At 71.2% G+C, this 12,771-nt stretch carries 12 protein-coding genes; 6 read left to right on the plus strand and 6 right to left on the minus strand.

Going from position 1 to position 12,771, the window contains the following annotated elements:
* Positions 1-76: 76 nt before the first annotated feature.
* Positions 77-1,012, plus strand: a complete 936-nt coding sequence (gene pheA / locus G528_RS0107940; protein ID WP_026918510.1) for a prephenate dehydratase — start codon at positions 77-79, stop codon at positions 1,010-1,012.
* Position 1,013: 1 nt separating this feature from the next.
* A complete protein-coding gene (locus G528_RS16825; protein WP_051198495.1) occupies positions 1,014-1,724 on the plus strand; it encodes a histidine phosphatase family protein in 711 nt (236 codons plus the stop codon).
* Between the two features lie 12 nt (positions 1,725-1,736).
* Here the strand turns inward: G528_RS16825 and G528_RS0107950 are convergent, their stop codons facing one another.
* Both G528_RS0107950 and G528_RS0107955 read right to left on the minus strand, forming a co-directional pair.
* Positions 1,737-2,087, minus strand: coding sequence for a metallopeptidase family protein (locus G528_RS0107950; protein ID WP_026918511.1), 351 nt, complete (start codon positions 2,085-2,087; stop codon positions 1,737-1,739).
* Position 2,088: 1 nt separating this feature from the next.
* The gene (locus G528_RS0107955) at positions 2,089-3,555 is read right to left on the minus strand and encodes a septum formation family protein (RefSeq protein ID WP_026918512.1); all 1,467 of its coding nucleotides are present in this window, start codon (positions 3,553-3,555) and stop codon (positions 2,089-2,091) included.
* 56 nt (positions 3,556-3,611) lie between these two features.
* Between G528_RS0107955 and serS the strand changes: the two genes are divergently transcribed.
* The 3 genes from serS to G528_RS18415 all read left to right on the plus strand — a co-directional run bounded on the left by serS (position 3,612) and on the right by G528_RS18415 (position 8,325).
* Positions 3,612-4,865 carry a serine--tRNA ligase gene (gene serS, locus G528_RS0107960; protein WP_026918513.1) on the plus strand — a complete coding sequence of 418 codons (1,254 nt, stop codon included), beginning with the start codon at positions 3,612-3,614 and terminating at the stop codon, positions 4,863-4,865.
* Between the two features lie 228 nt (positions 4,866-5,093).
* Entirely contained in the window at positions 5,094-6,803 is a 1,710-nt protein-coding gene (locus tag G528_RS0107965; RefSeq protein ID WP_211220614.1) for an FAD-binding dehydrogenase, read from the plus strand.
* Between the two features lie 598 nt (positions 6,804-7,401).
* The gene (locus tag G528_RS18415) at positions 7,402-8,325 is read left to right on the plus strand and encodes an LCP family protein (RefSeq protein ID WP_026918515.1); all 924 of its coding nucleotides are present in this window, start codon (positions 7,402-7,404) and stop codon (positions 8,323-8,325) included.
* A gap of 22 nt (positions 8,326-8,347) precedes the next feature.
* On the opposite strand, the gene G528_RS0107975 is transcribed toward G528_RS18415, so the two are convergent.
* From G528_RS0107975 to G528_RS0107990, 4 genes are all read right to left on the minus strand, one after another.
* Positions 8,348-9,259, minus strand: coding sequence for a DUF5926 family protein (locus G528_RS0107975; protein ID WP_026918516.1), 912 nt, complete (start codon positions 9,257-9,259; stop codon positions 8,348-8,350).
* A 73-nt stretch (positions 9,260-9,332) separates the two neighbouring features.
* Positions 9,333-10,118, minus strand: coding sequence for a glycerophosphodiester phosphodiesterase family protein (locus tag G528_RS0107980; RefSeq protein WP_026918517.1), 786 nt, complete (start codon positions 10,116-10,118; stop codon positions 9,333-9,335).
* A complete protein-coding gene (locus G528_RS0107985; RefSeq protein ID WP_169515238.1) occupies positions 10,115-10,888 on the minus strand; it encodes a DUF4328 domain-containing protein in 774 nt (257 codons plus the stop codon). The genes G528_RS0107980 and G528_RS0107985 overlap by 4 nt, the downstream gene beginning before the upstream one ends.
* A 266-nt stretch (positions 10,889-11,154) precedes the next feature.
* Positions 11,155-11,505: a rhodanese-like domain-containing protein gene (locus G528_RS0107990; protein WP_026918519.1), complete on the minus strand. Its 351-nt coding sequence runs from the start codon at positions 11,503-11,505 to the stop codon at positions 11,155-11,157.
* Between the two features lie 498 nt (positions 11,506-12,003).
* Between G528_RS0107990 and G528_RS0107995 the strand changes: the two genes are divergently transcribed.
* Entirely contained in the window at positions 12,004-12,747 is a 744-nt protein-coding gene (locus tag G528_RS0107995) for a VOC family protein (protein ID WP_026918520.1), read from the plus strand.
* The last annotated feature ends 24 nt before the right edge of the window (positions 12,748-12,771 follow it).

Genomic DNA, 12,771 nt, shown 5'->3' on the forward strand with positions numbered 1-12,771 from the left:
CTAACTTACGGATCCGGCGGTGTCGCGTCAACGCCCGCGGCGCAATCCGCCGCACCCGCTTCTCGTCTACGCTGAGATCGTGCCCGTCTACGCTTACTTCGGTCCCGCCGGCACGTTCACCGAGATGGCCCTCGACACGCTCCTCGCGCGACGCGAGGCGGCGCCCACGGCGACCACGCTCGCGGTGAGCAACCCGCCGGCCGTCATCGACCTCGTCCGTTCCGGCGGCGCCGACTTCGGCTGCGTCCCGATCGAGAGCTCCCTGGAGGGTGCCGTCCCCGCCACGATGGACGCCCTCGCCCCGACCGACGACGGCCCCCGGGTGCAGGCGTACGACGAGGTCGCCCTCGACATCGCCTTCACCGTCGCCGCCGCACGCCCCCGCGCCGCCGACGAGATCGCGACCATCAGCGCCTACCCGGTCGCGGCCGCGCAGGTTCGCCGCAGCCTCGAGGCGCTCTACCCGCGCGCCGAGGTCGTCATCGCGACGTCGAACGCCGGCGCCGCCCAGGACGTCGCCGCCGGACGCGCCGACGCTGCCGTCACCACGGCGGCCGCGGCCCGACTGCACGATCTGGTCACGCTCGCCGACGGCGTCGCCGACGCCGACGACGCCGTCACCCGCTTCCTGCTCATCGGCCCCGCCGGCGTCCCGCCCGAGCCGACCGGGTCGGACCGCACCTCGGTGATCCTCGATCTGCCGAACACGCCCGGCAGCCTGGTCGCGGCGATGAACGAATTCGCCACGCGCGGTGTCGATCTCACCCGGATCGAGTCCAGGCCCCGCACGGGACTGGCCGGCCAGTACCGCTTCTACCTGGATGCACGGGGGCACGCCCGCGACGACGCCGTCGGGGAGGCGCTGCGCGCGCTGCACCGGACGGCCGAGCGGGTGGTGTTCCTGGGGTCGTGGCCCATCGACCCCCGACTGCGGACGGCCGGGGCCTGCACGCCGCCGGATCACGCAGAGTCCCGCGTGTGGTTTGACGATCTCCTACGGGGGAAGGAGTGATATGGCGCGCCTGCATCTCGTTCGACACGGTGAGACGACGTCGAACGTCCTCAAACAGCTCGACACGGCACTGCCCGGCGCCTCGCTGACCGACTTCGGGGCCCGCCAGGGCGTCCGATTCGGGTTGGAGAATCCGGTGACGGGCCCGGCGGTGCTGGTGAACTCCGTCGCCCGGCGCGCACGGCAGACCGCCGAGTTGATCGGCTCGGCGTGGGATGCGTCGACCGAAGCCGTCGAGGGCGTCCACGAGATCCAGGTCGGCGACCTCGAGGGTCGCAGCGACCGCGAGGCGCACGAGCTGTTCCACGACACCGTGGTCCGCTGGCACCGCGGCGATCTGGACGCCCGGCTGCCCGGCGGCGAGTCGTTGGAGATGCTGCACGACCGCTACCTGCCGGTGATCGACGACCTGGTCGGCACGTACCTGACGGGCCCGGACCAGCGCGACGTCTACCTGGTCTCACACGGTGCTGCGATCCGCCTCGTCGCGGCGCACCTGGCGCGACTCGACCCGGAGTTCGCGATGAAGAACTACCTGCCGAACACGGGGTCGGTGGAGCTGGAGCTCCGCGACGGCGTGTGGATCTGTCACGCGTGGGGTGACGCGCCCCTGCCGGAGACCCCCGATCTGGTCGCCGGTGAGGGCGCCCCAAACCTGGGAGACGCAGACCTGGGAGACGCAGACCGGGGAGACGCAGACCCGATGGGCTGACGCGCCGGGCGCTCACCCCCAGCCGTTGGCGTGAAGCCAGGCGTCGTCGATGCCGAAGTGGTGGCCCACCTCGTGCAGCACCGTGATGGCGACTTCGCGGCGCAGCTCGTCGTCGCTGCTGCACATCTGCAGCAGCGGTTCGCGGTAGATCTCGATGGTGTCGGGCAGGAAGCCGGTGTAGTCCATGGTCCGCTCGGTGAGCGCCACCCCGGTGTAGAGCCCGAGGATGCCCGGATCGTCGCTGTTGTACGGGCGGACGAGGACGACCACGTTGGTCATCGCATTCATCAACTCGTCCGGGAGGAGGTCGAGAGCTTCACCGACCAGGTTCTCGAAGCTCCTCTCGGACATCCACATCGCCACGTCAGCCTCCCGACGGGGCGGGCAGCTCCGCATCGTCGGGGGTGTAGCCGGGCGGCAGCGGCACGGGGGTGCCCACCGAGCGTCCGGGCGGACCCTGCTTGCGCGGCACCGGGATCTTGCCGTTGATCAGGAGCTCCTCGCGGGCGTCGCCGACCAGTGTGGCGAAGCCGCCGCGGTCGGGCAGTGCCACGTAGCAGAAGGCGCGGCGGCTTCCGGTGAGCCAGCTGACCTCGGAGATCTTGGACGGTTGGACGTTGAGCGTGGTCTTCCTGAACGCCTCGGCCCCGCCGAAGAACTTGTCGGTCTGGGTGGGGCAGATCTTGACGAGGTAGTCGTTCTGATCCTCGGTGCTCGGCCACGGCTTGCCGGAGTTCCGATCGCCGAAACGCTGCGAGAGGTCGACGCTCCCGGTGACCTGGAAAGCGTGGGACTCCGAGCAGTCCACGACGTTCTTCGACGGCTGCCGCGTCTCGCGGTCGATACCGATGCACGTGCCGTCGGGCCAGGTGAACGACTGGTCGATGGTGGCGACGCGGCCGGAGAACAGATCCTTGGCGCCGTTCGTTCCGGGTTGCTCGATGCCGCAGCGGAGGCTGCGGACTCCGCGTTCCCACTCCACCTTCGACGGGAACATCAGGCCGGGGGCGAAACGGCCCTGCGGGTCGAGGCCGCCGCCGAGGTAGCGGCGCACCATCACCTCGCAGTTCTCGTCGCGAATCGCGGCGAACCGCTCCGGACCGGGCCACGCCGCGGTCGAGGAGAACTCGGAGGTCGGGTAGTCGGCGGTGTCGAGGACGCCCGCGACTTCGAAGCGGTGCGGTTCGGCACAGGCGACCTCGGAGGGTTCGCCGGGAGTGTCCCAGGTGAGGCAGTCGCCGACCTCGGACCGGGTGAAGTCGTTGTCCTGCCCCGAGCTCTCGCCGATCACCGAGGCCCCGACGTCGCCGAGGTCGGTGAATCCGCCGCGCACGAAGATCACTCCGCCCGCGACGAGGGCGCCGATGAGGACCGCGCCGAGCGCCGCGCGGATCGGCCAGGCGCGTGCGCGTCGCGGCCGCTGGGCGGGGGCGTCGCCGTCCTGATCGCCGTCCTGATCGCCGTCGTCCTGATCGTCGCCGTCCTGATCGCCGTCGCCGTACTCGCCGTCGCTGTAGTCGTCGTCGCTGTACTCGCCGTCGCTGTAGTCGTCGTCGCTGTACTCGTCGTCGCTGTACTCGTCGTCGCTGTACTCGTCGTCGCCGTACTCGACGGCCTGGAGTTCGTCGGTACCGAACTCCTCGGGGCCGAACTCCTGGGTGCCGGACTCCGCGGGGCTGGACTCCGCGGGGCCGGACTGCGCGGCGACTCCCGCATCCCCGCCCAGCTCGGTCCACTCGTCGCCGACGGCGTCCGACGCACGAGAACCGCTGCCGGCGACCTCGTCGGCGGCACCGTCGCCGTCCATCGGTCGATCATTGTTGCCACTCATCACGATCCATCATGCCTGGTCGATCCTCGCGTCGCCGCCCGAGTAGGGTTCATCATGTGATCGACCTGAAGATCGTGCGTGAGAACCCCGACCTGGTGCGCGCATCGCAGCGCACCCGCGGCGAGGACCCCGGCCTCGTCGACCAGCTCCTCGACGCCGACGCGGCGCGACGCTCGGCCATCGCCGAGGCCGACACCCTGCGGGCGGAACAGAAGTCGCTCGGCAAGCTCGTCGGCACGGCGTCCGGCGACGAGAAGCAGGAGCTGCTCGGCAAGGCCAAGGGTCTGGCCGACCGCGTCAAGGCCGCCGTCGCCGCGCAGAACGAGGCCGAGGCGACGTCGGCCGCCGCCCATCGAGCCATCTCGAACCTCGTCTCCGAGGCGACGCCCCCGGGCGGCGAGGACGACTACGTGGTCCTCGAGCACGTCGGCGAGCCGCGGACCATCGACGACCCCAGGGATCACCTGGCGCTCGGCGAGTCGCTCGGCCTCATCGACATGGGACGCGGCGCCAAGGTGTCCGGCTCGCGCTTCTACTTCCTCACCGGTCTCGGCGCCATGCTGCAGTTGGGGCTGCTCAACCTCGCCGCGGCGAAGGCCACCGCCAACGGCTTCACCCTGATGATCCCGCCCGTGCTGGTGAAACCGGAGATCATGGACGGCACCGGATTCCTCGGTGAGCACAGCGACGAGGTGTATCACCTCGACGACGACGATCTGTACCTCGTCGGGACCTCCGAGGTGCCCCTCGCCGGCTATCACAAGGACGAGATCATCGACCTGTCGACGCCGAAACGCTACGCGGGCTGGTCGAGTTGCTTCCGTCGCGAAGCCGGATCGTACGGGAAGGACACGCGCGGCATCATCCGCGTGCACCAGTTCGACAAGGTCGAGGGCTTCATCTACTGCAAACCGGAGGACGCGGAGGCCGAGCATCTCCGACTCCTGGCGTGGGAGCGGGAGATGCTCGCCGCCATCGACGTGCCCTACCGCGTGATCGACGTCGCCGGCGGCGATCTGGGCAGCTCGGCGGCCCGGAAGTTCGATTGCGAGGCCTGGGTTCCCACGCAGGGCACCTATCGCGAACTGACGTCCACATCCAACTGCACCACGTTCCAGGCGCGGCGCCTGGCGGTGCGATACCGCGACGAGAACGGCAAACCGCAGATCGCGGCGACCGTGAACGGGACGCTCGCGACCACGCGCTGGCTCGTCGCGATCCTCGAGAACCACCAGCAGCCGGACGGCTCGGTGCGGCTGCCCGAGGAACTCGCCCGGTTCGTCGGCGTGGATCGCCTCACCGCACCCTGACCCCCACCTCACTCGCTCGGTCGGCACCCGGCTGTGATGTGATGGTCCACACGTCGCACTTGGCGCGTGCGCCACACCTTCCTCCCTGTAGCCCCCTGCGCCGCGAGTGAAAGGCCCCCACCCGTGCTGCCCGATCGCCCCTCCCCCGCGCACCCGTCCCCCGTCTCCCACCCCGTCCTGACTCGCCGCCAAGCGCTCGCAGCGGGCGGCGCCGCGATCGCCACGGCGCTGGTCGCGCCCGGCGCCGGTCTCGCATCGGCCGGCCCGTCGCAGGACGCCGACGCGATCATCGTCGGCCACGGACTGTCGGGGTTGGTCGCGGCGTGCGAACTGGTGAACCGCGGACGCAAGGTGCTCATCGTCGATCAGGAGTCGGGCCAGAACCTCGGCGGTCAGGCGCACTGGAGTCTGGGCGGCCTGTTCTTCGTCGACAGTCCGGAGCAGCGCCTCGCCGGCATCCGCGACTCCCCCGAACGCGCACGGCGCGACTGGTTCGCGACCGCGGGCTTCGACCGCGGACCGCACGACCCCTCGGGCGAGGACTACTGGGCTCGGCGGTGGGCGGAGAAGTATCTGGAGTTCGCCGCCGGCGAGAAACGCTCGTGGCTCGCCGGCATGGGGATGATGTGGGTGCCCGTCGTCGGCTGGGCGGAGCGGGGCGACGGCCGACCGGGGACTCCCGGCAACACCGTGCCCCGATTCCACATCTCCCTGGGCACCGGGCCCGGCGTCGTGGAGCCGTTCGTGCGACGCATCCGCGAGGCCAAGCGTGCCGGCCTGGTCCGCTTCGCGTTCCGCCACCAGGTGGACGAACTCGTCGTCACCGGCGGCGAGGTGACCGGGATCCGCGGCAGTGTGCTGGCCCCGAGTTCGGCGCCGCGCGGGCGGGTGAGCTCACGGGAGCGCGCGGGCGACTTCGCTTTCCACGCACCGCTGGTGATCGTCGCATCGGGCGGCATCGGTGGCGATCACGATCTGGTCCGCCGCAACTGGCCGGCACGGCTGGGCACACCGCCTGCGTACATGAGCACGGGCGTGCCGGCCCACGTCGACGGGCGGATGCTCGGGATCACCGAGCGAGCGGGCGCGCGTCTGGTGAACCGGGACCGGATGTGGCACTACACCGAGGGGATTCGGAACCACTCGTCGATCTGGCCCGGCCACGGCATCCGGGTGCTGGGGGCGCCGACCTCCATGTGGTTCGACGCCGAGGGCGAGCGCTTCCCCTCCCCGGGAATCCCGAGTTTCGACACCCTCGGCACCCTGGAACTCATTCAGAGATCGGGCCACGACTACTCGTGGTTCGTCCTCAACAAACGGATCATCGAGAAGGAGTTCGTCCTCTCGGGCTCCGAACAGAACCCGGAGCTCACCGCCAAGAACCTGCCGCTCTACCTGGCCAATCGGGCGATCGACGACGTCCCCAAACCCGTGCAGGCGTTCCTCGACCGCGGACCGGACTTCGTCACGGCCTCCTCGGTCGAGGCGCTCGCGGCGAAGATGAACCGACTGACGGGCGACGGCCTGATCGACGCGGCCGGACTGCGCAGGCAGATCGCGCACCGCGACCGCGAGGCGTTCAACCCCCGCTCCACCGACCCGCAGATCAAGGGTATCCGCCGGTCGCTGGCATACGTGGGCGACAACCTCGTCCGGACGACGCCCATGCACCGCATCCTCGACCGTGACGCCGGGCCGCTCATCGCGATCAAGATGAACATCCTCACCCGCAAGACGCTCGGCGGTCTGCAGACCGATCTGTCCGGTCGGGTGCTCGACGCCGGGGGCTCCCCCGTGCCGGGACTGCTCGCGGTCGGCGAGGCCGCCGGCTTCGGCGGCGGCGGCCTCCACGGCTACCGGGCACTCGAGGGCACATTCCTGGGCGGCTGCCTGTTCACCGGGCGACAGGCCGGGCGGGCGGCGCACCGCATGCTCTGACGGCGCGCTCGGTCGTTCGACCGACGCGGGCCCGGCGACTCTAAGGAAGACACCAGACTCGACCGGTAGCGTGGTCGGAGTGAATCCGCAGCCACCCGAGCCGCCGTACTCGCGGCGTCCGCGACGCGCCGCCCCGGGAGAGCGGCCGATGCGCCGGGTCGACGGACCCCCGCAGGCGCCCCCTCCCCCGGGTCGTCCGCCCCGGGGGGCGCCGCAGGGTCGTCCGGATGCCGGACCCGCACCCCGCGGCGGCGCTCCGCAGGACGCGTACCGTCCCCCACTGGCCTGGTCGGCGCAGCCCGCGGCCCCGCCTCCGGGCCGCCCGACTCCCGGCAATCCGGCTCCCGGCAATCCGGCCGGGCCGCCGCCGGTCGGCGACGGCACCTACGCGCCGCGCCAGGAGCCGCAGCCGATTCCGGGACGATCCGCTCCGCGTCCACGCCCGGCCGGCCCTCAGGACCCGCGGCGGCGACCCCCGCCGCCCGGTCGGCCACCCCCGCGGAGCGGATCCGGCCGACCCCCGCGAGGCGGTTCCGGCGGCGCCCCGCCCGGCCGTCCCCGTCGGCGGCGCCGATTCCGACTCGGCCGCATCCTCCTGGTGGCCCTGCTCGTGCTGATCATCACGCCCGTGGCGCTGATGTTCTACTACGACACCAAACTCCACCGGGTCGACGCCCTCGCCGACTATCCCGGCCGGGTCGCCGACACGCCCGGCACCAACTGGCTGATCGTCGGCACCGACTCGCGGGCCGACCTCACGCAGGCCGATCGGGACAAACTCGCCACCGGTGACGCCGACGGCGCCCGGACCGACACCATCATGCTCGCGCACCTGCCGACGACCGGGAAGGCCGTCCTGGTCAGCATCCCGCGCGACCTGTACGTCCCCATCCCCGGGATGGGGAGCCACAAGATCAACTCGGCGTTCAACAACGGCGGCCCCAACCTGCTGGTGCAGACCGTCGAAGGGTTCACCGGCGTCCACATCGACCACTACGCGGAGATCGGATTCGGCGGCTTCGACAGCCTCGTCGACTCGGTGGGCGGCGTCGAGATGTGTCTCGACCGTCCGCTCCGCGACCCCAAGGCGGGTCTGCGCCTCAAGGCGGGCTGCCAGAAGCTCGACGGCGCACAGGCGCTCGGGTTGGTTCGGACACGGGCGTTCCCCAACGCCGATCTGGAACGCGTCGTCAATCAGCGCAAGTTCCTCTCGGCGCTGATGTCTCGCGCCACGAGCCCCTCGGTGCTGCTCAACCCGTTCCGGTTGTTCCCGTTCGTCGGCGGCGCCGTCGACGCGGTGACGGTCGCCGAGGGCGACCACCTGTGGCATCTCGCCTGGCTCGCCTGGAAGCTGCGCGGGAACCCCGTCACGACGACGGCGCCCGCGGACGGCGACCAGGTGACGGCGGACGGCGACTCCCTGATCCCCGGCGACTCCACGAGCGCGTTCTTCGGATACCTCGCTCGCGGCGAGGACCTGCCCGACGAGCTGGTGCGATCGGGACCCGGCGCCGTCTCGTGAACGCCGCCGGGCCGGCGGACGATCAGCGCAGGGTCACCTGCCGGGCGATGATCCCGGCGCGCGAGCCGCGCTGGGCGGCGGTGAGGTCCGAGGTGTCGTCGAGCGCCGCGGTGATCGCCGCGTCGAACGCCTCCACTCCGTCCTGCCACTCCTCGTGGTGAGCGTCCGGGTCGAGGTCGAAGACCGGGACCACCAGACCGTGGGTGCGGAACGATCCCGCGAACCGCGATCCCTCACCGAGCGTCAACCCGCCGTCCGCGTGCACGCGCGCGAGTGCGTTCATCAAGGCGTCCTCGTCCTCGGGACGCACCCACCGCAGGTGCGCGCGGTCGCCGGCGTCGACCCACCAGGGTGCGCCGACGCCGCTGCTGGGGCGCAGCCGTGCCGTCGGCAGGATGGTCGCGTTGGCGCGCTCGAGCATCGCCGCCAGCTCGGCCGGAACGTCCGCGTCGTCGGCGAACCACCACGCGAAGTCGTCGTGCACGGTGATCTCGAGGCCCGCGGTCGGATCGACGACGTCGGCGAGCGACGTGTCGCCTCCGGATCGTGCCGCCGGGTAGGTCTCGCCCTCGCCTGCGCCGGCCGCCCACGTGATCGCATCGGCCAGGGCCGTGCCGGGCTCCGCGGGCTCCGGATCGGTCTGCAGCGCCGCCAGCCCGCCGCTCGCCCGCACGTCGGCCGCCACCGCCCCCGGGAGGACCGTCGCGAACTCCACCGGACGTCCGGCGTCGACGCCGGACGCGAACGGGACCGGTGCCGTCGCCGAGGCGATGAACGCCCGCATGGCGACCAGATCGCATTCGGCCGCGAGACCCTCGAACGGCCGCACCGGACCGGCCGCCGCCGCTGCCTGACGCGCCTTCCGCGCGGCGACGCGCTCGGCTCGATTGCTTCCCGGACGCGGGCCGCTGCCGCGCTTGCTCTTCTTACCCATGCGTCCAGCTTCTCATCCCGGCCCGCCGCACTCCCGGAGGCGCGGCAGCGCACGTGCGTGTTCCCTCCGCCGGTCAGTCGACGGTGACCAACCAGTCGCGTACACGCGCCGGATGGTTCGTGGCGACCCACCGGACGCCGAGGTCGGCGCACAACTGCACGTCGGGCCGCTCGTCGCAGGTCCAGCAGTAGGTGACGCGGCCCGCCGCGGCCGCCCGGTCGACGAGGTCCGGGTGCACCCGGAGCGTCTCGATGGACGGTCCGACGCCGGTCGCGCCGACCGCCGTCGCCGCGGTGCCGCCGATGATCCGCGCGGTGTCACCGAGCAGGATCGTCGGCAGGATCGGGGCGCTCCGGCGGATCCGCCACACGCCCGCCGCCGAGAACGAGATCACCACGGCGCGGCTGTGGTCGGCGGACGGGGGCGAGCCGACGCCGAACTCGTGCAGCATCTCCAGGAGGCGGAGCTCGACTTCGCTGCCGAAGCGGACGGGATGTTTGGTCTCGATGAACAGACGTACCGGTCGATGCCAGTCGAGGGTCAGTTCGAGCAGCTCACGCAGGGTCAGGACGTGCGCCGCACGCCCGCCCGCATGCCACGACCCGAAGTCGTACTCGCGCAGTTCGGCGAGGGTCAGTTCGCTCACGACTCCCGAACCGTCGGAGGTTCGATCGATCGTCCGATCGTGGATGCACACCAGTTCCCCGTCGGCGGTGAGCCGAACGTCGCACTCGAGGCCGTCGGCACCCTGGTCGAGGGCCAGCTCATAGGCGGCCAGCGTGTGCTCCGCGAGTTCCCCCGACGCACCGCGGTGCGCGACGACGGCGGGCTTCCCCGAACGCGAGACGCCGGTGTTCACGCCACCACCAACCGGCGGGCGGGTTCGCGGTCGGTCTCGACGTCGTCGAACAGCGCGGGCAGCCGCGATGACGCCCAGTGCGCGAAGAGCGCGGAGACCGCGAAGGTGAGGGTGACCATCGCCAGTGCGTCGCCGGAGACCTGGAGGCGATCGGACACGGCCGCCCCGATCCGGTATGCGAGGGCGATCAGGGCGACGAGGGTGACCAGCCCCCAGGCGACGGCGATGCGCGTGATGCGTTCGCGGGTGCGCACGACGGTGGAGGTGCACAGGGCCGCCTCGGTCAGGACGATCGGGGCGCCGACCACGTTGAGCAGCGGGACGACGGCCAGCGCGAGCGTCTGCCAGCGTGGACGCTCGTCACGGAGACCGGCCGCGCGATACACGCGGGCGCGGACGGTGAGGAGCCAGCGGGCGAAGCCGATCAGGCCGACGATCATGGCGCCGATCGCCGCCACGCCGACCACCACCGCCAGGGTGCTCGAGACGAGGTCGAGCCACGCCGACACCGGGACGCTCCGGTTGACGACGACGACCGCGTAACGGATCAGGTGGCCGAGGGCCGCCACGGCGAACGTCCATGCCACCAGGCGCAGGACACGCGGCAGGACCGCGACCGGATCATCGGGTGCGCGGTCGTCCGGGGTCGCGGGCGGCGGATCGATGAGTCCCCACCGAGGGATCTGGTCGTACGCCGGAGTGCTCTCGGGGCCGCGACGCAGCGGCGGACGCGGCGGCGCCGGCCGGGCCGAGGGCGGACGGTCGGCCACCCACCGCAGTCGCGGCCGCGCCGGCGGGCGGCGGACGGGTGCCGTCGGACGCTGCGGCCCGGCGGCATGAGGGGACCCGGGGGTCTGAGGCGATGCGGGGGCCCGAGTGGGTGCGGGGATCTGAGTGGGTGCGGGGGCCTGACGGACTGAAGCCGCGGCGTGAGGATCCGCGTCGACGACGGTCAGCGGGCCGCCGCACCGGGGGCACGCCGACCGATCGGCACGGTGGGGCGCCTGAATACGGCAGGCGGGACACACGTCGAGCATCAGGCGCCCGATCCCCCGTCCATGCCCTCGGGGCCGGTGTCGACCGGCTTTCCGTGCCCCTGCCAGGCGACCATGCCGCCCTTCACCACGGTGCCCGGAATTCCGCGCATCGACAGGTACTGGGCGAGTCGGAACGATCGTCCGCTGGTCCGGCAGACCACCAGGAGCTCCGACTCGAGGTCGATCTCGTCGATTCGGGCGGGCACGTCGTCGAGCGGGATGTGCAGTGCGCCGCGCACGTGCGCCTCACACCATTCATCGTTCTCACGGACGTCCAGCAGCACCGCATCGGTGACGTCGGTGAAGTCGTCGGGAAGGTCCCCGACCTCGACCGTCTCGATCTCGTCCATGCTCACGCCTCCCATGTTTCCACAAAGCGTCCGGCAGCGAGGGGATGCGCCGTCAGACCCCGGACGCATGGGACCCGACGCCTCATCGCGACCGCCGTCGGCGTGGTCGCGCATGCCCCTTCGGCGCTACCACAGGAGGTCGCCGACGGGCACCCCCGTCCACCGTATGCTGACCTGCATAATTTTATCCACAATGGGTGATCAGAAAACATCGAGTGCCAGAATCTGGGCGACACACACCAACCACCGGCCTGTGGACAACATTGTGGATTTGTGGATACATCGAGGTCGTGGCGCGCATATGTATGTTGCGGCTCACATTCTCGTGCTGCCGTTGGGCCTTTGGTCACCATTCCGCCCCTCTACTGACGAGTAAACTTCACGCTGTTCATCCACAGCCGGGGTGTGGACAAGCTGGGGACAACACGCTGTACGAAACTCTCAAGCGCTACTTTCGAGTTGCCCCGAAGGCCGTTCTGAGTCCTTAGACTCAGCACCATGTACGTGCGCTGGCTCACCGCGTTCTTCGACTTCCCCGCCGACGAGTTCGGCACCGAAGTGACGTTCTGGCGCGCGATCTCCGGCAGCACCGTCTCCCCGCCGCGAGGCGATGCGATGGAGTTCGCGACGCTCGAACCGTTCAACGGCGCCCCCTACCTCCGCGTACAACGCATCGAGGACGGACCCGGCGGAATGCACCTCGATCTGCACGTGGACGATCCGCATGCCGCCGCCGACCACGCCGTCGCACTCGGCGCCGCCCTCGTCGCCGATCACGGCGCCGACGCCCACGTGACGCTCCGCTCTCCCGCGGGCGGTGTCTTCTGCCTCGTCCCGTCCCGAGCCGACGACACGGCCAAGGCCCGGCCGATCCGCTGGCCGGGCGGCGGCATCAGCATCATCGACCAGCTGTGGTTCGACGTCCCGGCCGACACCTTCGACACCGAGGTCGCCTTCTGGGCCGAGCTCACCGGTCAGGAGTCACCGCCCACCGACGGACTCGACGAGGTGGCGCTGACCCGGCGGCCACGACTGTCGCTGCAGGTGGTGATCCGACGGACGGCGGTCGACACGCCGATCGTCCTCCTCGCGGTGGCGGCCACCAACGTCCCCGACGAGGTCGACCGGCACGAGGACTGGGGCGCCACCGTCGTCACCTCGGGCGACCAGACCGTCGAGATGGCCGACCCGATCGGGCGCCGGTACTTCATCACCAAGCGCAACCCGCGCACCGGAGTCTGACGGCCCCGCCCCGGCGGCATCGAG

Source organism: Gordonia shandongensis DSM 45094, from assembly GCF_000423025.1.
Classification (GTDB): Bacteria; Actinomycetota; Actinomycetes; order Mycobacteriales; family Mycobacteriaceae; genus Gordonia; species Gordonia shandongensis.

Excerpts from the sequence above, each read along its gene's own strand:
- G528_RS16825 (WP_051198495.1), top strand. The coding sequence starts at position 1,014 with ATGGCGCGCCTGCATCTCGTTCGACACGGTGAGACGACGTCGAACGTC.
- G528_RS0107955 (WP_026918512.1), bottom strand. The coding sequence starts at position 3,555 with ATGAGTGGCAACAATGATCGACCGATGGACGGCGACGGTGCCGCCGAC.
- G528_RS0107975 (WP_026918516.1), bottom strand. The coding sequence starts at position 9,259 with ATGGGTAAGAAGAGCAAGCGCGGCAGCGGCCCGCGTCCGGGAAGCAAT.
- G528_RS0107990 (WP_026918519.1), bottom strand. The coding sequence starts at position 11,505 with ATGGACGAGATCGAGACGGTCGAGGTCGGGGACCTTCCCGACGACTTC.
- G528_RS0107995 (WP_026918520.1), top strand. The coding sequence starts at position 12,004 with ATGTACGTGCGCTGGCTCACCGCGTTCTTCGACTTCCCCGCCGACGAG.